The 22584-nt window shown below is 43.3% G+C and carries 16 protein-coding genes; 3 read left to right on the top strand and 13 right to left on the bottom strand.

What is annotated here, in order from left to right; all coding sequences use genetic code 11:
- Nucleotides 1-120: 120 nt before the first annotated feature.
- From A5867_RS06840 to A5867_RS06825, 4 genes are all read right to left on the bottom strand, one after another.
- Nucleotides 121-2313 (bottom strand): alpha-galactosidase, encoded by a 2193-nt coding sequence (locus A5867_RS06840; RefSeq protein ID WP_087627202.1) that lies wholly within the window; start codon nucleotides 2311-2313, stop codon nucleotides 121-123.
- A gap of 40 nt (nucleotides 2314-2353) precedes the next feature.
- Nucleotides 2354-3175 (bottom strand): carbohydrate ABC transporter permease, encoded by an 822-nt coding sequence (locus A5867_RS06835; RefSeq protein ID WP_010747842.1) that lies wholly within the window; start codon nucleotides 3173-3175, stop codon nucleotides 2354-2356.
- On the bottom strand, nucleotides 3172-4047 hold the full coding sequence (locus tag A5867_RS06830) for a sugar ABC transporter permease (RefSeq protein WP_010747841.1): 876 nt from the start codon (nucleotides 4045-4047) through the stop codon (nucleotides 3172-3174). The genes A5867_RS06835 and A5867_RS06830 overlap by 4 nt, the downstream gene beginning before the upstream one ends.
- A gap of 61 nt (nucleotides 4048-4108) precedes the next feature.
- Entirely contained in the window at nucleotides 4109-5398 is a 1290-nt protein-coding gene (locus tag A5867_RS06825; RefSeq protein WP_016608159.1) for an extracellular solute-binding protein, read from the bottom strand.
- A 168-nt stretch (nucleotides 5399-5566) separates the two neighbouring features.
- Between A5867_RS06825 and A5867_RS06820 the strand changes: the two genes are divergently transcribed.
- Both A5867_RS06820 and A5867_RS06815 read left to right on the top strand, forming a co-directional pair.
- A complete protein-coding gene (locus A5867_RS06820; protein WP_087627201.1) occupies nucleotides 5567-7090 on the top strand; it encodes a response regulator in 1524 nt (507 codons plus the stop codon).
- Nucleotides 7087-8790: a histidine kinase gene (locus A5867_RS06815; RefSeq protein WP_087627200.1), complete on the top strand. Its 1704-nt coding sequence runs from the start codon at nucleotides 7087-7089 to the stop codon at nucleotides 8788-8790. Before A5867_RS06820 ends, A5867_RS06815 begins: the two co-directional genes overlap by 4 nt.
- Nucleotides 8791-8899: 109 nt before the next feature.
- On the opposite strand, the gene yicI is transcribed toward A5867_RS06815, so the two are convergent.
- From yicI to A5867_RS06795, 4 genes are all read right to left on the bottom strand, one after another.
- Nucleotides 8900-11182 (bottom strand): alpha-xylosidase, encoded by a 2283-nt coding sequence (gene yicI / locus A5867_RS06810; RefSeq protein ID WP_087627199.1) that lies wholly within the window; start codon nucleotides 11180-11182, stop codon nucleotides 8900-8902.
- A 12-nt stretch (nucleotides 11183-11194) separates the two neighbouring features.
- The gene (locus A5867_RS06805) at nucleotides 11195-12070 is read right to left on the bottom strand and encodes a carbohydrate ABC transporter permease (RefSeq protein WP_087627198.1); all 876 of its coding nucleotides are present in this window, start codon (nucleotides 12068-12070) and stop codon (nucleotides 11195-11197) included.
- Nucleotides 12067-12933 (bottom strand): sugar ABC transporter permease, encoded by an 867-nt coding sequence (locus A5867_RS06800; protein ID WP_008378847.1) that lies wholly within the window; start codon nucleotides 12931-12933, stop codon nucleotides 12067-12069. Before A5867_RS06800 ends, A5867_RS06805 begins: the two co-directional genes overlap by 4 nt.
- Before the next feature lie 71 nt (nucleotides 12934-13004).
- Nucleotides 13005-14279 carry an ABC transporter substrate-binding protein gene (locus A5867_RS06795; protein WP_087627197.1) on the bottom strand — a complete coding sequence of 425 codons (1275 nt, stop codon included), beginning with the start codon at nucleotides 14277-14279 and terminating at the stop codon, nucleotides 13005-13007.
- 117 nt (nucleotides 14280-14396) lie between these two features.
- Here A5867_RS06795 and A5867_RS06790 point away from each other — a divergent pair, with 117 nt between their 5' ends.
- Nucleotides 14397-15344: an AraC family transcriptional regulator gene (locus A5867_RS06790; protein WP_087627196.1), complete on the top strand. Its 948-nt coding sequence runs from the start codon at nucleotides 14397-14399 to the stop codon at nucleotides 15342-15344.
- Between the two features lie 80 nt (nucleotides 15345-15424).
- Here A5867_RS06790 and A5867_RS06785 read toward each other — a convergent pair whose 3' ends face one another.
- The 5 genes from A5867_RS06785 to A5867_RS06765 all read right to left on the bottom strand — a co-directional run bounded on the left by A5867_RS06785 (nucleotide 15425) and on the right by A5867_RS06765 (nucleotide 22427).
- Nucleotides 15425-16852 carry a 6-phospho-beta-glucosidase gene (locus tag A5867_RS06785; protein ID WP_087627195.1) on the bottom strand — a complete coding sequence of 476 codons (1428 nt, stop codon included), beginning with the start codon at nucleotides 16850-16852 and terminating at the stop codon, nucleotides 15425-15427.
- A 16-nt stretch (nucleotides 16853-16868) separates the two neighbouring features.
- Nucleotides 16869-18740 carry a beta-glucoside-specific PTS transporter subunit IIABC gene (locus A5867_RS06780; RefSeq protein ID WP_087627194.1) on the bottom strand — a complete coding sequence of 624 codons (1872 nt, stop codon included), beginning with the start codon at nucleotides 18738-18740 and terminating at the stop codon, nucleotides 16869-16871.
- 116 nt (nucleotides 18741-18856) lie between these two features.
- Nucleotides 18857-19693, bottom strand: a complete 837-nt coding sequence (locus tag A5867_RS06775; protein ID WP_005234912.1) for a BglG family transcription antiterminator LicT — start codon at nucleotides 19691-19693, stop codon at nucleotides 18857-18859.
- 227 nt (nucleotides 19694-19920) lie between these two features.
- Nucleotides 19921-20967: a hypothetical protein gene (locus A5867_RS06770; protein ID WP_170927508.1), complete on the bottom strand. Its 1047-nt coding sequence runs from the start codon at nucleotides 20965-20967 to the stop codon at nucleotides 19921-19923.
- A gap of 350 nt (nucleotides 20968-21317) precedes the next feature.
- A complete protein-coding gene (locus tag A5867_RS06765; RefSeq protein ID WP_087627192.1) occupies nucleotides 21318-22427 on the bottom strand; it encodes an NADH-dependent flavin oxidoreductase in 1110 nt (369 codons plus the stop codon).
- Nucleotides 22428-22584 lie beyond the last annotated feature (157 nt).

Here is a 22584-nt window from a genome sequence, read left to right as displayed (position 1 = left end):
GAGAAAAAAATAAATCATTTGTTCTAAAATAGCCTCTCAGTTGCCGATCATTAGCCAAAAGCTTGCGGCAGCACAATAAAGCGTCCCGTCAAAACATGCTGCTTTGACGGGACGCTTTTTTCATTCGTGGGGCACTTTTGCAACAAAATGAAACCGCTGCGTGGCGTAATCCCCGGCTAAATGAGGATCGATATACAACCCGAGTTGCATCAATTCATCGCCACCGAAGCTCTCTCCCCCACTTTGATAGGTGAGGTCAGGATCAAGACCAGCCAGCTTTAAAGTAACCAATGGTGCAGAGGCTTCAGCTAAGACTCGGAAGTAAAAGACGATCGCTTCTTTTTTATCTGGAGAAACATACAGCCAGGCGGCGTCATTGCCTTCATAAGGGCTGAGCAGTCGAACAAAGCGGCCCAACTGCAGCAGGCGCCGATGTTTTTTATAAAAAGTGATTTGTTCTTTGATTTGCGTTTTTTCTTCTTTTGTCAGCTGTGTTAAATCAAGCTCATAGCCCAGCAAGCCGGACATCGCAGCATTGCCGCGAATCGCTAGATCCGTTGCCCGTTGGGTCTGATGGTTCGGGATCGCCGAAACATGGGCACCCATGGTGGATGGCGGATAGACCAGACTGGTTCCGTATTGGATCTTCAGGCGGGCGATGGCATCGGTGTTGTCGCTGGTCCAAATCTGCGGCATATAATACAAGAAGCCAGCATCAAAACGCCCACCGCCACCAGAACAGCCTTCAAACAGGATCGTTGGATAGGCAGTGGTCAGTTTTTCTAGAAATTCATACAAGCCCAGCAGATAGCGATGTGTAACCTCCCCTTGCTGGGCAGGATCGAGGAGCAAGGAATAGACATCCGACAGACTGCGGTTCATGTCCCATTTGATATAGTCGATGGCAACCGTATCAAACAGTTGGGTTAACTGGTGATAGAGATGGTCTCTGACATCTTGCCGAGAAAAGTCCAACACATACTGACTGCGGCTAAGCGCTGGCTTGCGATTGGGTACTTGTAACAGCCAATCAGGGTGCTGTCGGTTTAGTTCACTGTCACCAGAAATCATTTCTGGTTCCAGCCAAAGCCCGAATTGCAGCCCTTTGTCATGGACTTTTTGGGCAAATCCTGCCAAGCCAGAAGCCAGCTTGCCTTCGTTTTCAAACCAATCGCCTAATGAGGTTTGGTCATCTTCTCGCTGACCAAACCAGCCGTCATCCAAAACAAACAGTTCGATTCCCAGCTCCTTGGCTTCATCAACGAGGGCATCTAGCTTTTCTTCATTGAAATCAAAGTACGTTGCTTCCCAGTTATTGATCAGGATCGGCCGTTCTTGCTTTTTGTATTTGCCCCGAATCAAATGCTCGTCATAAAAATCATGATAGGTGGCTGACAGCTGATTCAAGCCAGCCTCACTATAAGCAATCACGGCTTCTGGGGCTTGAAAGCTTTCAGTTGGCGGCAATTGCCAGGCAAATTGATGGCTGTTGATCCCCATGATCACACGGGTTTGTTGGTAAGGATCTTTTTCGATGATGGTTTCATGATTGCCGCTATACAGCAAGCTAAAACCAAAACACTCCCCAGCAAACTCCGTAGCATTAGGTTCCAGCAAGACGGCAAAGGGATTTTGCTGATGGCTGCTGGAACCCCGCTTGCTGTCTAAACGCTTGATGCCGCGATGGATGGGTTCTCGGGTGACTTGACGTTCCTTCGCCCACGCCCCTGGCAAGTGGATCAAATCAAAGGGCCGGTTAGGAAAATCCAGCGCTTGACTCGCCAGCTGTTCGATGGTAACAGGCTGGTTTCCGTGGTTGATCACTTTGCTTGAGCGGACGATCACTGCCGCCTCCTCAAAAATCGTGTAAAACAGCTGCAGTTCGAGTCCCGCCACATCATCTTTTAAGGACAGAATCAGTGTTTCGATCCCGTCGTCGGCCCCATGGGTCTGAGGCAATCCTGCTAAGGCTGGTTTTCCTTGTTGAATCTGGTAATCACTAAAGACAAAATGGCTGACTCGGCTGCCGTCAGACTGGCGAATCGTATAGGCAGCTTCTCGAAAGTCCCCGAAGCCATTACCAGGAAACTCCAGCATCAAGGTGTCTAATGAGAAAAGCCGATCGCTACTGTCTGGGGGATTAGGTGAAAAGGACCGATCAAGGCGTGGGTAGCGATAGCCACCAGAATAATGGGCGATTTTCTTCCCAAAATAAAGGTGCGCCACATTGCCCCCTTCCTCTATCTGTAAGAGATAGCTGATTTGATCGTTGCTTAAATGAAAGACGTTTAATTGTTTGTCAAAAAGAATCATATCGTACCCTCTACTTTGTATTTGTTTGCTGATGTCCCGCTTATTTCACGGAGCCCAGCATCCCTTGGACAAATTGTTTTTGTAAAACGAAGAAAATGATGGCCGTCGGCAGTGTGGCGATCACGATGCCGCACATCATCATGCCATAATCAGGTGTATAAGAAGCACCCATTGCTGAAAGAACCAGTGGAACGGTCCGTTTGTCTGGTGATTGCAGGGCAACTAATGGCCATAAATAATTGTTCCAGCTGCCCATAAACGTAATGATCGCGGCAGCTGCGTAGGTATTTTTAGCCGTCGGCATGTAGACTCTAAAGAAAATACTCAGTTCATTCAAGCCATCGATCCGAGCAGCTTCGACTAATTCTCTAGGGAATGCCTTGATGTTTTGGCGGAAAAAGAAAATCAAAAAGGCGGTACAGACTGAGGGCAAAATCACGACAGCGAAGGTATTGATCCCGATCGGTGTGCCGCTAAGCTTGCTGAACATCCGATAGAGCGGGATCATTAGCGCGGCAAAAGGCACCATCATCGACAGCAGGAGAATATTAAAGATGCGGTCTTTGGTTTTCGTCCGATAGATCTCAAAGCCATACCCTGCCATGGAGGAGAACAACAGCGCAAAGACGGTCGTAATCACGGCAATCACTGCGGAATTGCCTAATGCCCGAGTAAAATTCAAGTCGGAAGAAAAGAGATTTTGGAAGTTGATCACCAATTGATCGCCAATCATGATTTTTCCAGCAACGATATCAAAGGTTTGATTGGTCATCCCTAGAATCATCCAAACAAATGGAAAAATAGAGATGAAAGCCAAAATCGCCAGAAAGACGTATTTTAAAGTGAGTGAGATTGTTTTCAATTTTCTTTTCCTCCTATTTTCGTTTGGATGATCGATAAGATCACGATCGCAATCACGATAACAAAGGAGACTGCAGCGGCGTACCCAAAGTTTGGCGTGAATTTGTAACTCAAATTGTAGATATATTGCGACAAGGTCGTCGTGGCATTAGCTGGTCCACCGCCAGTGATATTTTGAACTTCATCGAATAATTGCAGCGTACCGATCGTTGAGGTGATCGTGGTAAATAAGATGATTGGACGCAAGTTGGGAATCGTGATTTTGAAGAATTGATCCCATTTCGTGGCACCATCGATCTCTGCCGCTTCGTAAATACTTGGATCGATATTTTGCATGCCTGAGATGAAAAAGATCATATTGTAGCCAGTCCAACGCCACGTGATGGCAAAAATGATCAGTACTTTTGCCCAGAAGGGATCCGTCAACCATTGGATCGGTGCATCAATCAGGTGTAGTTGCGTCAAAAAGTTATTGACTAACCCATTTGCCGAAAAGAGACTTTTCATGATCAAGGAATAAGAAACCAAGGATGTGATACAGGGTAAAAATAAGGCGGTGCGGAACAGCCCTTTAAATTTCAATTTTTTGTCATTCAATATGTTCGATACGATCAGCGCCAAAAAGAGCATGATCGGAACTTGGACTAATAAGTATAAAAACGTATTGCCAAAGGCTTTTTTAAATGTTGAGTCGCTCAACATCCGCTGATAGTTGCCAAGACCGTTAAAGGTCATCGCTGTCGGTGGTCCTGATTGGAATGACGTGAACAATGCCGAGACCATCGGAATAAAGACCAGCATCGTGATCAAAATGACGGGTAAGGTAATAAAGGCATTGCCGTTTGCAAACCAATTTTTTGTTTTGTTTTTCATTGTAATTCCCCCTTAACACAGAAACTCGCGATCGCTCACGAGTTTCTGCAAAGTTGTTCGATTAGTTTGCAATTTGTGCTTCCACTTGTGATTGTGCTTCTTCTAATACTTTATCGATGTCTTCGCCGTTGATCACTCGTTGCAAGCTTTCAGTCAAGACAGATTCAATGGCATAGGTGTGATTGCCGTAGTTCACGGCTGGAATTTCTTGTGACCATTGAGAGAAATCTTGGAAGACTTTTTGACCGCCATAGAAATCAAGCCCCGACGTATATTCTTCCGTTTCTTCTGCAGCATTCATGGTTGAAACCAAACCGATCTCGGTAGCTAATGTACCCATCAATTCTTTGTTTGAAGCAAAGGTATTGGCTAAAAAGTCTTTGGCATTTTCTTCGCCGTCAACCCCTTTGATCACGTACCAGCCTGCTCCGCCGATGCTAGAAGCATTGACTGAATTGCTGTTGCCAGCGATAGATGGGATTGGAGCGATCGCCCATTTGCCGCTTTGGTCTTCCGCGCCTTGAATCGTGCTGGAATACCACGCACCAGTTGGCGCAGAAGCGACATTCCCCGATTGAACGGCATTGACCCCGCCATCCCAATCAGAAACTTGTTCAACTAAGCCTTCATTCAACAATGTTGCTAAGACAGTTAGACCAGCTTTGAAGGATTCATTGTCTTTGATGGTTACGGTGGAGCCATCTTCACCGGTATACCATTCGCCTGCCGATTGCATAATGATTCGTGCCAAGCCAAGATCGCTTGGGTCTAACGACATCATAGCGTGACCCGTTTTTTCTTTGACGTCTTTGGCGATGCTGATAAAATCATCCCAAGTAATATCTTGGAGATCAGCCTGCTCATAGCCTGCATCGGTCAAATAATCTGTGCGGTAAAATAGTCCTGCGACGCCACTGTCAAATGGCACCCCATAAATGACATCGTCGACTTTATTGACCGCAAATTTATAGCTGGAGAAATCCTCCTCATTCACGATATCCGTTAGATCACTAAACGCATCTGGATAAGAAGAAAGGTATCCTTGGATGCGGTAGTCTTCGATCAAAACGATATTTGGTAGTCCGTCCGTATTTCCAGATGCCAGACTCGTATTTAATTTTTGAACGATATCATCTTGTGACATTGTCACGACTTCCACATCGACATCTTGATTTTCATATACTTTTTTGGCTTCATTGACTGCCTTGATGTTGAAGGTCTCATCCCATGCCCAGACCGTGACTTTGTTTGAGGACTCGCCAGAATCCCCAGAGCTTGTGTTGCTGTTTCCGCAAGCCGCCAAAGTCAGCACTGCAGCCGCCGTTACCATCGATGCAAGTAGTTTTTTCATTTTTATCCCTCTTTCCTTTTATTTACATGGCTAACTATACACTGATTTTGTAACCGTATTCAATGATTATGAAAGAGCTTACTAAATTTGTCCAAAAATAGAAAAAAGTTACAATACCTTTCTTTTTTGAAAGCGTTTATAATAAAGAAGAGATATAGGGGGGATACCATGACTATTTTACGCACGGTCTTAGTCGTTGATGATGAGGCAACGATCCGAGATGGATTGAAACATATGATACGTTGGGAGCAAGAAGGGTTTCGTCTCTTAGGCGATGCAGCGAACGGGCAAGAAGCTTTGGCGCTGATCCATGAACTGAATCCCGACATCGTGATCACGGATTTGAAAATGCCACAAATGGACGGTCTTCAACTCACAACGATCATTCAACAACAATATCCAGAAGTCCATTTTTTGGTCTTGAGCAGCTACGATGATTTCCAATACGTCAGTCAGTCTTTTAGAAATGGTGCCGTAGATTATCTTTTAAAACCGACACTGACACCGACACTCTTGTTGAAGACGCTGCACAACATCTCACAAAAGCTGTCACATACAAAAGGCTCCGTGACTGAGGAGACGCAGCTGCAAGAATCGTTGAATCGCTATTTAGCAGGGTATGAAGAACCGTTGGCTCCTTTGGCGGACTACCTTGCATTAGATCAGTCGCAACAGCAAGCCCAAATTTTGACCACCAATTTTAGCGGCTTTCGTGCCAATGATCAGCTGCTGCATGCATTAACGGAATTTACTCAATCACAACCGCAGGTAAAGACGCTCTTTTTTCAAACCAGTAACAAAGATGCCGGCTTAGTGATCAGTTATCCAGAAGGAATGGATGTTTATTCCTCTTTGAAAGAAACGTTGGAACAATTGCGTTTTACCGAGCCAGACGCCTTCTTTACTCTCAGTGTGCCCTTTCAAAAGATTGAACAGTTGCGGGACCATTTTGTGACCCTCAAAGCCAAAAGCCAAGGACAATCGTTTTTTTATAAACGACAACGGTTGGTGCCAGAACAAGAACTCTTTTTGTACATTGAAAGTGATCGATTTGATACGAAGAAGTTCTTACGGGCTTTGTTAGATAACAACTTTTTGTTAGGAATCACCAGAATCGAGGAATATTTTAATGACATGATCTTATCCAATGTCGATCCGACATTCTTAAAACAGCAGGCCAGCAGTATTTTTTACACGTTGCTGTCCCGCTTGGAAGAAGAATTTCCCACTGCCCCACGCTTTAGCCGCTTAAAAGCTGAATTTTTGCATGCTATCGGTCACGTGCAGTATTTGGAAGATTTTTCTGATTTGTTGTTGGCGACCATTGATGATATTCGTCAACAGCTGACGACCTTATCACCGCTGGATGAAGATGATCTACTCGTTGCGATCCAGCGCTTTATTCAAGACAACTACACCAAAAGCCTGTCATTGTCTGAACTAGCTGAAACCTTTCATTTTAGTTACACCTATCTTTCGGCTTTTCTTTCTGCGAAACTGAAAATGAGCTTTTCTGAGTACGTAAAGAAAACCCGCTTGGATAAAGCCAAAGAACTACTGACACAATCTGATCTGAATCTATCTGAAATCAGTGAAGCGGTCGGGTATTCGGATATCAGCTATTTTTCTCGCATCTTTAAGAAAGAATGCCAAGTCACCCCATCGAAGTATCGGCGGTTGAATCAATTATGAAAATCAACCAATGGATTCAGAAAAATGAATTATTCAGTCGGATCTTCCTCTTTGTTGTCGTCGGGGTCATTAGTGTTTGTCTGCTAACCGTCGTCGTGATCTATGGTCGCTCAAAAGATGCCTATGTTGCTTCGTACCAGAGTTCCAATCAGCTGCTACTGGAAAAAATCCAAGAAGATTATGAGCGTCTGAACGAGAATATCCATCGGATTTTTGACATCGTCGATGAAAGCAAAGCCGTTGAAACATACTTAGAAGGCGACATGAATCAAGGCCGTACGATTTTAGAATTAAACGAGCAATTAAAAGACACCCGCTCTTTGTTTCAAGACATCCCCTCGAATTTAGTGTTGATTGGGGTCAACGGGGGCACTTTCTTTCAAAACGATGCGGTTCGCAATCAATCAGTAGATGATTTTCTCGCCAGTGCCTTTATCCAGCAGATCAATGACAATGACGCCATCAGTCAGTATTATTTCTTAGATCAAGGCTTGAGCACCTCCACCAGCGACTCCCCTGGCTTGATGTACGTGCGCAAATTAATGAAAGAAGAAACGATTTTCGGCTATGCCCTGATTTTCTTAAAAGAATCCGATTTTTCTTCGATCTATCGTCAACTCTTAGATACCAGTCTTCACTCGATCTATATCGTCAATGAGCAAAATCAAATTCTCTCCACTTCTGATCCGAGCCTTTTAGGCAAGCCATTTGAAGATCGTCTCGTCACGGTCAAAAGAGATACTAGCATCAATCAGCTGCCCCTTTATTCGTATCATTTTACTTTTTACGATGTTTTGGATGAATCGCATCTAGTACGCAATATGAATCTGATCAAGCCAGCTCTTTTAATTTCTGTCGTCAGTATTTTACTCTTTAGTCTGCTGGCATTTTGGATCATCCGCAATATCACCCAACCGATTTATCAGCTAATTGCCAAGCTGCCTGCGGTCACACAAGGCGATTTCAGCGACAAAGTTACCATCAATGGGACGTACGAAACGCGAGAATTGGGGCGTGCGTATAACTTGATGCTAGAGGACTTGGAATCTTATGTCGATCATTTAATGGTTACAGAAGCCGAAAAACGCAAGTTCGAGATCCGCTCGTTGCAAATGCAGATCCAACCGCATTTTGTCTACAACACATTGACGGCCATCAAGTTTTTGATCTGGCAAAACGAACAAGAAGCCGCCACCCAAGCGATTGAAAGCTTTGTCCAATTGTTGCGGCACACCTTTAACCGCAAAGAGATCGTCCCCTTAAAGGATGAGCTAGCGATCGTGGAAGAATACCTCGTGTTAATGAACGTACGTTACGGCAATCGCATCCAATCAACGATTTTTTCAGAAGATGGCTGCGAAGATATTCTCGTACCGAAGATGATTTTGCAACCGATTATCGAAAATGCCTACCTGCATGCCTTTCCCGAAGAGGATTCAGGTTTGATCCAGATTTTTTCTCGCGTCAGTAAGGAAGGCCTGAAAATTGAGATCATCGATACGGGCATCGGGTTCAATGAAGAGCACCCAACCAGCACCGCCAACCATTTTGAACACTATTCGGGTATTGGCTTGGACAATATTGATCAGCGTATCAAGCTGCTCTATGGGGAGAAATATGGATTGACTGTAGAATCACGCCTCAACGAAGGAACCACCGTTCGCTTGCTGCTGCCGATCCAGCGGGAGGAACAAAACTGAGCCAAAGAACTAGGTCTGCACTTTGCCGTTAGTTCTTTAATGCTTTGTTCACTACAAAAAACCTACCGTCCTTGATAGATACCCATCAAGAACGGTAGGTTTTGTTTCCCTATTCAAAGACGGTCATTTCTTGTCCGTCCATAGTGATCAAGCTGCCAAAAGGATGTCGTTGGGCATTTGCAAAGCTTCGATTGCGAAACAGCACCTGAACCTTTCCCAACCCTTCCATACAAATTCGATAACCGCTCGCCTCTGGCTCAACAGAAATTGTTCCAACTGGCACGCCCTGCTGATCATAGACTTCAGCAGAAACTGCTTCCGTTATTTCAAAGGCATGAACGATCAGGTTTTTGGTGTAGTCATAGGCGGCGGTCTGTTCAACGCTTCCTTCAATGATCAGTGAATTCGGTCGTACCATCAACGGTAGATGGAAATAGTCATAGCGTTCTTCCCACCATTTTTGGCCTTCATAGCGTTTGTTGTCTAAATAATTTGTCCAAGTTCCAGCTGGCAGATAGAACGGAACCTTTCCTTGCTCATTAAAAATCGGCGCAACTAGTAAGCGATCCCCCAGCATATACTGCTTATCAATGGCATAAACCGTCTGATCCTCTGGGAACTCTAGCATCAATGGACGCATCAGGGGAATGCCCGTTTTTGCAGTGGCTGCTGCTTGACGATAAATATAAGGCATTAGGCGGTTTTTCAATTTTGAAAAAGATTGACTGACATTTGCTGCTTCTTCTCCAAAATTCCATGGTACCCGATATTCAACATTGCCATGGTAACGACTGTGGGTCGACAATAAACCAAATTGCGTCCAACGTTTATACAAGTCGGGGGTCGCTTGTTCTTCAAACCCGCCGATATCATGGCTCCAAAATCCAAAACCAGATAAGACAAAGGATAAGCCACCACGGAGAGACTCTGCCATCGAAGAATATTCAGATAAATTGTCGCCTCCCCAATGGACAGGAAATTTTTGGGAACCGACAGAAGCAGAACGGGCAAAAAGAACGGCTTGATTTTCCCGCATTTCCGCCAGCAGTTCAAAGACGGTTTCATTGTATAGATAGGCGTAATAATTGTGCATTTTTTTCGGATCTGATCCGTCATAATAGACGGCATCTTCAGGGATCCGCTCACCGAAATCCGTCTTAAAGGAATCAACACCTAATTCAATCAATTCCTTTAAGCGATCTTTATACCATTGACGAGCCTCTGGGTTGGTAAAATCAATGATCCCTTGTCCAGCTTGCCAAAGATCCCACTGCCAGACTTCACCTGCTTGGTTCTTAATAAAGTACCCTTTCTCTTTGCATTCTTGATATACAGAGGCTTTTTGCCCAATGTAAGGATTGATCCATAGACTGACTTTTAATCCTTTATCATGGATTTTCTTTAGTAATCCTTTCGGATCAGGAAACAACTCATCATTCCATTCAAACCCACACCATTCAAATTCCTTCATCCAGAAACAATCAAAATGAAAGACATCAAAAGGAATATCACGAGCTTGCATTTCATCGATAAAGTGCATCACTGTTTCTTCACTATAATCAGTCGTAAATGAAGTGGATAGCCATAAGCCAAAAGACCATGCTGGCGGTAAGGCGGGTTTTCCTGTCAAGTCGGTGTATTTTTCTAGAATAGCTTTCATATCTGGTCCATAGATGATGTAATAGTCCAGACGCTGCCCTTCGACACTGAATTGCGTGCGGGAAACGTTCTCAGAAGCTACTTCAAAGGAAACCGCTTCAGGATGATCAACAAAAATACCGTAGCCTTTATTCGTCAGATAAAACGGAATATTTTTGTACGCCTGCTCGCTACCCGTACCACCGTCTTGATTCCAAATATCAACGGTTTGACCGTTCTTGATAAAAGGGGTGAACCGTTCCCCTAATCCGTAAACAAGTTCATAAGGATCAAGCGAAAGCTGTTCTCGCATATACTGTTTGCCGTCATTTCCCGAAATTTTTGCCTGTGCTTTAGGCATGGAAGAAGTCAACAAGCTGTCTTCTCCGAAAAAGTCGATTTTAAAAGCCGCTTGTTTAGGGACTTTTGCTTCCAGTGATCCAGATTTGAAGATATACATGTCTTCGTTATCGGTATCGATCTTCACGTCTGCTGGTTGGGTATCCACTGTAAACGACGGGGCGTGCATTGTCTTGTCATGATGCACCAAGCTGACTTTGATCACATCGTTTTGCGGAGTCGAGAACGTGAGTGTGGTTAAACCAAGGTTTAAGGTATCACCACGCCGCTGAATCTCTTGATAGGGCAGATAAAGGGTCAATTGCTCCTTTTCTACCTTATGATCATAAGCAATTCGGGGATGCTCAAGTTGAACGCCTTCTTTTGCCAGCCAATAGCCATTTGTAAATTTCATCTTCTTTTCCTCCTACTTTACTGCACCATCTGAGATGCCTTTCACTACATGTTTTTGCAAGACAATAAACAAGAGAATGATTGGCAGAACAACGATCACCAGAGCTGCTAGCGCTAAATGCCATTGCTTGTTAAATTCGCCGAAGAAATAAAACATCCGCAAGGGAATCGTATACATTCCGGCTTTATTAATACTTAATGAAGGCAATAAATAGTCATTCCAAAACCACAATGTATTCAAAACAATCACTGTTACCGTCGTTGGTTTCAACAAAGGCAATATCACTTTCCAATAAATCTGAAAGGTGTTCGCCCCATCAATGATCGCTGCTTCATCCAGCGAACGTGGAATGCCTCTTAATGCACCATAATACAAAAAAGTCGACATACTGACAGCCAATCCCAAGTACATTATCATTAGACCCGGCTGATTTAACAAATTCATCCGTCCAAAAAGAGAAATCAGCGGAATCATGATCCCTTGAAAAGGGATCAGCAAGCCGATGGCAACAACAAAATAGAGGACGGAACTTAAGCGACTGGTATTTCTCGATAAAGCGTATGCTGCCATTGAAGAAACAAAAACCACCAAGATCAAAGAACCGACAGTAATCAACAATGAATTCATTAAACTTCTGATGAAATCCAGTTTCTCTAACGCCTCTAGATAATTTTCAAAAGACAATCCACCAGGCAACGACAATGTACTCTGAAAGATCTCTGCCTTTGTTTTAAATGAATTGATAACGATCAAGAAAAACGGATAAAACCATAAACACACAAGTAAAAGACCACATACGATCAGTAGACTGTGCTGCAGCTTTTTTTTCTTCTGCCGTCTACTTTTTGTTTTTTCCTTTTTAGTAGAAGAGTGACGAGTCTCTATCATGCGCTGATCTCCTTTCTGCGAGTAATTGAGATTTGAATAATGGAAATAATGACAATGATCACCAAAAATATCATTGCTTTCGACTGAGCAAAGCCCATTTTTCTCATTGAAAAAGCTTCATTGTAAATATTCATGGCTGCCATCTGAGTCGAATTGAACGGTCCGCCCTGTGTCAACGCTAAGTTTTGATCATAGATTTTAAAGGCATTTGACAGCGTCAAAAACAATGTCACGGTAAACGCGGGCATCAGCATGGGGAGTTTGATTCGGAAAAAGACTTGTAGCGGATTGGCGCCGTCCATATCTGCTGCTTCTAAAATTTCTTCTGGAATATTATTTAGAAACGAAATATAGATCAACATCATATACCCACTCATCTGCCAGACGAACAAGATAACCAAACCCCAAAAACCTGTTTCTGGTGTATTCAACCAGCCATTAAAAAAATTGATCCCAGTCAAATCGGCGATACTCTCGAATGCTTTGTTAAAAATAAATTGCCATATAAATCCTAGTATGATCCCACCAATCAAGTTCGGCATGAAAAAGACAGTCCGAAATAGAGTGGTCCAGCGTCCCAGTTTTTGCGTGACTAAAGTCGCTAACAACAGCGCGATGACATTGATCAAGATCACACTGTAAACAGAAAATTTCGCCGTGAACAACAAGCTGTTAATGAACGCCTGATCTTTAAAAGCGCGCAAGTAGTTTTCCAATCCGATAAAGTCGCTGATCGTATTGCCGTTCCAGTTGGTCAGTGAGTAATATCCCCCTGTAAATAAAGGAATAAACAGAACGACCAATAATGCGACGAATGCCGGTGCTAGCAGCAGCCAAAATGATTTTGAACGATTTGTTAACATACAGCTCCTCCTATGATTTCCTTGATTTTGCCTATCCTGCGCGCATCACTGCAGGATAGGCATCACTTTGGTTATTGACGTTCTTGCGCCCAACTGCTTTTCAGCTGATCAGTGAACTCAGTCCATGAGATTTGATCGGCTGCATAAGCCTGGAACTGAACCCCAAAAATATTTTGTCCGTATCCATCTGGATAAGAGTTATGGACCCAAGGAACCGTTTGTCCATTCGTTAAATACGTATAAATGTCATTGGACAACGGATCAGAAATATCGTCACTGGAGAAGTTCGTATAAGCTGGAATAAACTCAAAATCATCGATGATCGCGGTCATCGCCTCTTCATCGGTATACATCCATGTCAAAAATTGTATGGAGGCATCGATCACTTCTTGTTCCTTATCTTTGTTGACACCCCAATACCAAGCTGGTCCGGCTACGATTTTGCTGCCGTCTCCCACTTGCATTGGGACGATCGCTAATTTTTCTTTTGCAAATGTATCATCCAAACTGTTTAATGTAGGAACGATCCAATTGCCTTGATGAATGATGGCAACCTTCTCACTGGCAAATAATTCTTCGACTGACGTGCTGTAATCCATTGATTCCAACGGTTGAGCATTGTATTGGATCGCCAGATCAGCGTAGTCTTTCAGTTGTGCCTCATAAGTTAAATGAAGCTCTTTGGCTTCCAGTGTTTCTTTCAAGCTATCATTAAATTCAGGTGCAAAAAAGTTCGAACTGAATTGACTGGAAACCCATGTTTCACCGCCGCTGAAGCCGAATACACCGTCTAATCCTAACTCTTCTTTCTTACTATCTAACGTTTCTACTGCCTCCTTAAAATCGGCAAATGTTTCAATCGCTTCACTATCGATTCCCGCTTGCTGAAACAGCTCTTTATTGATCAGCCAACCGTAGCCTTCGATATTCATCGGCAAGCCGTAAACTGTCTCATTCAGTGTTGCCCCTTCCAACGTTCCCTCAATTGCTTTTTGAGCTAATTCTGTATCCCCAAGGTCATATAACTTGTGTTCCCATGTTTGCGTATCTGCTAGTCCCCCCAGCATAAAAATGTCCGGTTCATCACCAGATGAAAATTTTGATTGGAGAGCCGCTGTGGCGTCCGTTCCTCCACCTACAGTAGTCATATTGATTTTTATGTCCTCATGGCTTTCTTCAAAAGCCGCAACCAATCGATCCATCTGTTCTGCAGTCTCTGTCTTGATGTTAAAAACTTCTAGTGTTACACTACCATCATCTGAGGTACCGCTTCCAGAATTTCCGCAACCAGCAATTCCGATCACACTTAACATAGTAGCAGCCGTCAACAAAATTCTCTTTTTCATCATTGTTCCCTCCTCAATCAATTCGATCACAAATTGATTATATTGATATTTCGGCCCTTCTGTAATCGTTATCTTAACCGAAATACCTTGTAATATTGATGAAAATGGAGGAGACAGATGGTAACCCAACCCTATATTTTTACGCCCAACCCTAGTGAATATGATATTGATACTTCTTTAAAAGAGATCACGGAACATGGTGACAGCTTGTTTCCAGTCAGTGTTTATTTGACAAATCATCCTGCTGATCAAGCAAATATGATCCACACCCATTGGCATCGCGAGCTCGAGATCCTGTATATTTTTCGAGGAAAGATGGAAATAAAGGTCGAAGGTGTTTCTTATATCGCTAAAGAAGGCGAGCTTATATTTATCCCTGCCAATCAGCTACATGAGGCATTAAATTATCAACAAACAGCTTGTACCTTCTTTGCTATCGTCTTTGACGCGACCTTTATTGAGAGCCGCGTCTCTGATTTGATCCAGCAGTCCTATCTGGACCCGTTGCTCCATTCCGCGGATCAGCAAGCGATTCACATCACAAGTGATTTCGTTTCTCATATGAACATTCAACAGGCATTGACTCATATTATAGATTTATTTGCATTAAAGGAACCATTGTATGAGCTGGCGATCAAAGCGGAACTCTTTTTATTTATTAAATATCTTTGTCAAAATAGCCAATACATTAATCGCAATAAGAAACCTATCGACAGTAAAAGCAAACTCAATACGTACAAATGCAAGAAAATCCTACTTTTTATTGAAGAAAATTATCAACGCCCAGTGACACTTGAGGAAATCAGTCAATATATTGGCTATAGCAAAGAACATTTCTGCCGTTTTTTTAAAAGAAATTTCCAGATGAGCTTTTTTACCTATCTAAATAAGTTCCGCATCAAAAAAGCGGAGTATCTCTTACTCCATACGGATTTAAAAATCATCGAAATCGCATTGGAAACTGGGTTTGATGATCCGAATTACTTTACGACACTTTTCAAAAGGGAGACCGCTTTGACCCCTTCCAACTATCGCAAACGACCGAGCAACACCACGAGTTTATAATTCTGAAAATCAATAAAACAAGGGTATCCGCTAGTTGAAAAAGCGGAACACCCTTGTTTACTTTTTATAAATGAACTGGCTTAAGCCAAATCTTCCCCATTTGAGGCAATCACTTTTTTGTACCAATAAAAGGATTGCTTTTTGCTGCGGGCTAATGTGCCATTGCCTTCATTGTCGCGATCGACATAGATATAGCCATAGCGTTTCTTCATTTCTCCGGTTCCTGCAGAAACCAAATCGATACAGCCCCATGAAGTATAGCCCAACAGTTCCACACCGTCTTGGTCAATGGCTTCTTTCATCGCAGCGATATGCGCACGTAAATAGTCGATGCGATACACATCATTGATTTTTCCATCTTCGTTTGGTGTATCCACCGCTCCTAGACCATTTTCGACGATGAAAAGTGGTTTTTGGTAACGATCATAAAGATCATTCATCGTGATCCGCAAACCAAGCGGATCAATCTGCCAGCCCCATTCCGACGCTTCTAAATACGGGTTTTTAATGGTCGGGAACAAGTTGCCTTCCGTTTTCTCAACACCAGAATCTTCTGAAGCAGCGACCCGAGAGGCATAGTAAGAAAAGGAAATAAAATCGACGGTATGGGCTTTTAATAAAGCCGTATCTTCGGCGGTTTGCTCCAAAGTGATTCCTTTTTCCGCTAGCATCTTCAAACCATAATTTGGATATTCTCCTCGCGATTGCACATCGATAAAGAAATAGTTGCCGCGATCGCTTTTTTTGCTTTCCCAGACATCTTTCGGATTGCAGCTGTAAGGATAATAACTAGCCGCTGCCAGCATACAGCCTACTTTGTTTTCTGGATCGATCTCGTGGGCGATTTTTGTTGCCAACGCACTAGCGACTAACTCATGATGAGCAGCTTGGTATTTGATTTGTTCTTCATTTTCGCCCTCAGCAAAGGTCAGCCCTGCACCGAGAAACGGGGCATGCAAGATCATATTGATTTCATTAAAGGTCAGCCAGTACTTCACCAATCCTTTGTAGCGAGTGAAGATCGCCCGACAAAGGTTTTCGTAAAAGGCAATCATCTTACGGTTGCGCCAACCGCCATATTCTTTGATCAGATGGATCGGACAGTCAAAATGCGTGATCGTCACCAAAGGTTCGATTTGGTATTTGCGACATTCTAAAAACAGTTCTTCATAAAAGCGCAAGCCTTCTTCATTAGGGGTTTCTTCGTCGCCCTTCGGAAAAATTCTTGACCAAGCAATCGATAAACGATAGGTTTTAAAGCCCATCTCCGCAAATAAGGCGATATCTTCTTTGAAATGATGGTACATATCAATCGCTTCTTTTGCTGGATAGAAATACCCTTCTTCAAAGGCAAGCATCTCACGCTTGCCGGTAATGACTGCTCGTCGCTCCTTGCCAGTCGGAATCACATCGACATTGGCAAGTCCACGCCCCCCTTGATCAAACCCGCCTTCACATTGATTGGCGGCTGTTGCGCCGCCCCATAAAAAGTTTTCTGGAAATCCCATGTCTTATTCTCCTTTTTTAGCCGATCACTTTGATGATTTGATCGCCAAACGTAATCGGACCACTGTTTGCCGTCAAAATGTCGCCAACTTCTGCACTGTTGGTGATAACGATCGGCGTGATCACTGGATAACCTTTTTCTTTGATAAACTCGATATCAAACGTAATCAAAGGATCGCCAACTGTCACTTTTTGTCCTTTTTCTACTTGATAGGCATAGCCTTCGCCATTCAATTGCACTGTATCGATCCCCACGTGAATCAGCAGCTCAATGCCTTCCTCACTGGTCAATCCAATGGCATGTTTGGAATCAAAGACTGCTGTGACAGTCCCGTTGACTGGTGCTAGCACTTCTCCAACGGTTGGCTCGATCGCTACCCCTTGTCCAAGAATTTCTTCTGAAAACATGCCGTCATTGACTGCTTGCAGGCTTTTTAGTTCCCCTTTTAAAGGTGCTTTGATCTCCGCGCCGCTGATTTGATGGGTTGGTTCTTGTTCTTTGTCAGCTGGTGTTGCTTCAGGTGCTTCTTCTGTGACAGGGTCTTTGTATAAGAATAATGTCGCAATAAATGTGACCACGATACTGATTGCCGCACCAATGCAGGCATTGGTCAAATGACGTAAGGTGTCATCGCCGATATAGCTTGGCAAAGTCAATAGGCCCGGTGAACCGCCTGAGAAATTGCGGACACGCATGATTCCCATAAACAGACCCCCAAATCCGCCACCGATCATTGCTGCATACAAAGGTGTTTTAAACCGTAAGTTGACCCCATACAACGCTGGTTCAGTGATGCCGAATAGACCTGTCAGACCTGCAGAAAATGCCAATTGTTTGATAGTAGAATCTTTGGATTTGAAACCAACGCCGATAGCTGCAGCTCCCTGACTGACGTTTGAAGCCAGCATGCCAGGATAGATCACTGTATCATAACCTGTGGTCATTCGGTTGTTGATACCGATAGGAACCAATCCATAGTGGGTACCCGTTGCCACGAACAATGGGGTGAAGGCACCGATCAATAACGGAACGATCCATGGGCTGACCGTTTCTAAGGCTTGGATCCCTGCGGAAATCGCTTCACTGATCATATAGCCTAGAGGACCTAAAGCAACTAATGCTACCGTCCCTACGACGAAGATCGTCAGCAACGGTTTGCTAAAGAATTTGATTGCTTTTGGTGAGACCTTATCAGCAATCGGTTCAACGTAAGACATGAACCAAACACTTAAGATGATGGGGATCACCGATGATGAATAGGTCACTGGTGAAATCGGCAAACCGAACAAATGGATGCCGCCACCTGACTCATTGGCTGCTGTCACCATACCGATGAAGTTGGGATGCAGTAAAATTCCACCCACCATCATCGCCAGATACATGTTGGCTTTGAACTTTTGCGCAGAAGAAGCAGCCAGTAGAATCGGTAAGAAGTAGAACGCAGCATCTGCCATAAAGTTTAGAATTTGGTAACTTTGACTTTCTGCCGTCAAGACATTGAAGACCACCAGCAACGAAAGGACCGCTTTTAACATCCCAGCTGCCGTGATGGCTGGTAAGATCGGGGTGAAGATCCCAGTGATCGTATCGATAATTTTCGCTACACGTCCCCGATCGTCTTCTTCTGTTTCTTGATCACTAGTCAAATTGGTTTGGGCAGTGATTTCGTTGTAGACATTGCCAACATCACTGCCGATGATCACTTGGTACTGTCCGCCTTTGTTGACCACACCCATGATGCCTGGTGTATGTTTTAAGGTACTTTCTTGTGGTTTGCTGTCATCTTTCAAGTTGAAGCGCAAGCGGGTCGCACAATGGGTCAAGCTTTGGATATTTTCTTCCCCACCAACATTGGTGATGATCGTTTTTGCTAACTCTTTGTAATTCATGTCGTTCCTCCTATTTTGGTCCTTCGTTTGCTTTTCGTGTGTCAAAACATAAAAAAATACCTAAACGAACCCCTTGGGAGTTCATTTAGGTATAGCCTGCCAATCCAGTAACAATCCTAAGCACTTGTTATTCGTTTGATGTGTATAGTTAAATAGATCAATTCGTCTTCTTCTAACGGTCTACCGAACTCTTTGTTGATGTAGTCGCTGATTTTCAGCGCACACGCATATTCCTTCATGTATCGGTCTTTCAACATAAAAATAAAACTGCCGGTTCCTGCATCATCGAGCTTTGTACCGCTGAATAAGCGCTGGACAAAAAATTTCAAATGGGTCACAAAGCGTTCGTAGTTCAATGAATACTCATCAAGCTCCATTGAAAAATGATATTTGACGATGTTTAGGATATGCTGAATGATCTTCGCCATTTCCGATACTTGACTGACCTGCGCCATATCCAACTCAGCATTGACAATGTGCAGAGCAATGAAGCCGGCTTCATCTTCCGGCAGCTCGATCGCCAAGCGATTTTTAATGATCGATAACGCTTCTTTGCCAATGAGGTATTCATGGTTATAAAACCGCTTGATCTCCCATAGCAAGGCATTTTTGATTTCCATGCCGTTTTGATAGCGCTCGATAGCATAATTGATATGATCGGTCAGCGTCAGAAACAATTTTTCGCTCAACTTTTTCCCAAGGGAAACTTTTGCAAAACTGATGATCTCATTCGCTGCTTGAATATGTTCGATAGGGATAGAAGAAAGTAATTGGGTTAGTTTTGTGACATTCCACTCTTGTGTACTGAGATAGACTTTTTCAATCTTGGTATCGTCGATCGCATCGCCCGGCTTTTTCTTAAAGCCTAAGCCTTTGCCCATGACGACCAATTCTTGTTTTTCCTCATTCTCAGAAATCACAATGTTGTTATTGATCACTTTTGTTACGTTCATTTTAACGACCCTATTCTTCTTTAGATTTCTTCACACAAAAAAATAGGTATAGCCCGCCTAAAGCGGTAACAATCCTCAGAGCCAGTGTAGCATGAGAAAAATCACTCGTCAATGGGGATTTTCAACCGCTTGTTTAAAAGCAGAAAACAGCGCTGCTGCCATTTGAGTCTTTGGCAGAACGCTGTTAACTGGTTTATGGCTCACTAACTCTCTTTGTGAGAGATGAATTAGATACGATTTTCGTGGTCAGCAGTTTTGACTAAGTTTGCTCCCACCAACCCACCGATTGACGTAAGAACGAGTCCTAAGACCATTGCCACAAAGCCCCAAATGGATGCTTTGGCTGTTGCATCACTTGCTTCTTCCGCTTTTTGACGAGCGTCTTCCACTGCTTGGTCAATGTCTTGTTTGGCTTGTTCAAGATTTTGTTGTGCATTTTCGATTTGTTTTTGTGCTTCATCAGAAGCATCTTGTAAGCCGTTCACGATATTGTTCGTTGCTTCTTCCGCTTCTTGTTGGCTTAGATCTGTGTTTTGAGCCACTGCATTTGAGATTGCTTCTTTATCGACTGAATCACCGATCGTTGTAGCACGATCTTGTAATTTGCTTGCTAAATCATCAATGATTTTATCAGCATCATTTGGATTGGTTGCAATGTCTTTGCCGGCATCTTTGATGTCGTTCGTCGCATCAGACAATTGATTTTGCAAGTAGTCTGGTTGCAATTCAGGAACATCGGTATCTTGTAAAACATCATTGACATTCGCTTGTAATTCATCTGTATTGACGTCTTCCATGTTTCCTGTTATTTCATCGAAGGCTTTTGAAGCGACATCGCCAGCACCTGAGGCAACTGTTTCAACGCCACTGCCAACAGCAGAAGCAACGTTTCCTAAAAGTGAACCGACTACAGAAAATGCACCGATCGTTAAGTAAGAGAGCATAACCATCATCACGATCATACTAGTTGCCCATGTTAAGAAACCATGAACCAATCCAACACGTCGAGCCGCCACACCTGAAACAAAACCAGCACCGAATAATGCCAAGACAAAGGTAATGACTGTCCAAATCAATAATCCTGTACCCACACCATCTAATGGATTATTTGATGTTGGTTCCACCAAACCAAAACCGATTGCTGAGCCGATCATTGACAGTGTCATGAACAATGCGATAAATGTTACGACCCCTGCAAAGATAGAACCCCAAGACAAATTATAGCCTGCCTCCCGCTCATCTGAACCTAAATAATTTCTGAATCCTTTTTTCATCATTACATCCCCTTTTTGTTTTTTTAACCTGTATTCAGTCTAACAACTGATTGTTTTTTTATCAATCAACTCGACTTGCGCTATCTTTTTGTAAGAAAAATGAATGATTCTGAATTGTTTGACTATTTATTAAAATAAAACAAAAATTCATTCGTGTATTTTAACTAAAAAAATCTTTCCACGCTCTTTCTTCCGATTACAGGCTTGTTTCTCAAATTCTTCTCTTGATTCGCTATTTTGAAGCTAACAAGGTTTCATTAGAGAAAAAAACAGCTTTTCTCAACGTGACCCAAATGAGTGGCAATCGCGAAAAACCACCTTTGCCCAAGGCAAAGGTGGTTGTCTGCTTATTATTCTTCATTTAGTCGATCTGGCATCATGTTTTCCATAAAACCCCAAACGCCGTTTTGTAATACAAGTTCCTCACGTTCGTAAGTAGAAACCGTGGTGCGGATCAACTCATCTTGACCGTCTAAGACTTTTTGTCCCCAATGTGGATCGATCAACAATGCCCGCCCCACTGCAACAAAATCTGCATGTTCTAGCAAGCCCGCGGCATCTTTCGACGTTCGGACATCCCCTACACCAATCAAAGGAACCCGCTGAGCGATTTTTTCATAGACATACGCCAACATCGATTTTTCTTGATACGCTTTTGAAATCGATTTACGAGTATAATCCGCAAGAGAAATGTGCAGATAGTCTAATCCTTTTTCTGCCAGTTGGTCCACTAAGAACAACGTATCTTCAAAGCGAATCCCTGGTTCTTCGAATTCTTCCGGTGAAAACCGATAACCGACGATAAACTCCTTCACACCTGATTGGTCTACTGTTTCCAATACTTCATCGACGAGCTTCTCAATAAAACGATAACGGTTCTCTAGTGAGCCACCCCATTCATCGGATCGATGATTTGAGTGAGGAGAAAAGAATTGTTGAATCAAATACGTATTGGCTCCGTGGAGTTCTACGCCATCAAACCCCGCCTTGATCGCCCGTTCGGTAGCTTTTTTAAAGTTTTCAATAATCGCTAATATCTCATCCACCGTAACTTCTCGGGGAACTTGGGCATTTGGTCGTTCAGCTGCAACCGCGCTGGCGGATATGGGTTGTGTGCCTCGTAGAACTGAGTCATCCGTCATCCGACCGGCATGAAAAATCTGTAAAATGGCTTTGGTCCCATTTTTTTTGATGGTGCTGGCTAATTTGCTTAATCCAGGTAAAAAGGCATCGTCATAAGCGCCTAATTCCCCTTCCCAGCCCTTGCCATCTTCTTGGACATTGGCTGCCGCTGTGATGACTGCTCCGACTTCCCCAGAGCGTAAGCCATAGTAAGCCAACTCATCTTTCGTAATCACCCCATCAAAGAAGGACATCTTGGTCGTCATTGGTGCCATAATGATTCGATTTTTCAACTGTAATCCGCGCTTAAATGTTGCTTTGTCTGTTACATTTCGCATGGGTTTCCCACCTTTTCCATTGGATTCATTTCGCTTTGTAAATCTGACTGGCTTGGTTACCTAAGGAGATCCTTAAAGCAAATCGGTGCATTTTTTTCTCTTTTGCCAAAATATACATGCACATGCATCTATATTACAAAAGAATCAAGGAGAAAAC

Origin of the sequence: Enterococcus sp. 6D12_DIV0197 (genome assembly GCF_002174385.1) — a bacterium.
Classification (GTDB): Bacteria; Bacillota; Bacilli; order Lactobacillales; family Enterococcaceae; genus Enterococcus_D; species Enterococcus_D casseliflavus.
Note: the sequence above shows the minus strand (reverse complement) of the source record. Positions and strands in the feature narration are given on the sequence as shown.

Coding starts and splice junctions, on each gene's coding strand:
- A5867_RS06840 (WP_087627202.1), bottom strand. CDS start 2,313: ATGATTCTTTTTGACAAACAATTAAACGTCTTTCATTTAAGCAACGAT.
- A5867_RS06830 (WP_010747841.1), bottom strand. CDS start 4,047: ATGAAAAACAAAACAAAAAATTGGTTTGCAAACGGCAATGCCTTTATT.
- A5867_RS06825 (WP_016608159.1), bottom strand. CDS start 5,398: ATGAAAAAACTACTTGCATCGATGGTAACGGCGGCTGCAGTGCTGACT.
- A5867_RS06820 (WP_087627201.1), top strand. CDS start 5,567: ATGACTATTTTACGCACGGTCTTAGTCGTTGATGATGAGGCAACGATC.
- A5867_RS06815 (WP_087627200.1), top strand. CDS start 7,087: ATGAAAATCAACCAATGGATTCAGAAAAATGAATTATTCAGTCGGATC.
- yicI (WP_087627199.1), bottom strand. CDS start 11,182: ATGAAATTTACAAATGGCTATTGGCTGGCAAAAGAAGGCGTTCAACTT.
- A5867_RS06805 (WP_087627198.1), bottom strand. CDS start 12,070: ATGATAGAGACTCGTCACTCTTCTACTAAAAAGGAAAAAACAAAAAGT.
- A5867_RS06800 (WP_008378847.1), bottom strand. CDS start 12,933: ATGTTAACAAATCGTTCAAAATCATTTTGGCTGCTGCTAGCACCGGCA.
- A5867_RS06795 (WP_087627197.1), bottom strand. CDS start 14,279: ATGAAAAAGAGAATTTTGTTGACGGCTGCTACTATGTTAAGTGTGATC.
- A5867_RS06790 (WP_087627196.1), top strand. CDS start 14,397: ATGGTAACCCAACCCTATATTTTTACGCCCAACCCTAGTGAATATGAT.
- A5867_RS06785 (WP_087627195.1), bottom strand. CDS start 16,852: ATGGGATTTCCAGAAAACTTTTTATGGGGCGGCGCAACAGCCGCCAAT.
- A5867_RS06780 (WP_087627194.1), bottom strand. CDS start 18,740: ATGAATTACAAAGAGTTAGCAAAAACGATCATCACCAATGTTGGTGGG.
- A5867_RS06775 (WP_005234912.1), bottom strand. CDS start 19,693: ATGAACGTAACAAAAGTGATCAATAACAACATTGTGATTTCTGAGAAT.
- A5867_RS06770 (WP_170927508.1), bottom strand. CDS start 20,967: ATGAAAAAAGGATTCAGAAATTATTTAGGTTCAGATGAGCGGGAGGCA.
- A5867_RS06765 (WP_087627192.1), bottom strand. CDS start 22,427: ATGCGAAATGTAACAGACAAAGCAACATTTAAGCGCGGATTACAGTTG.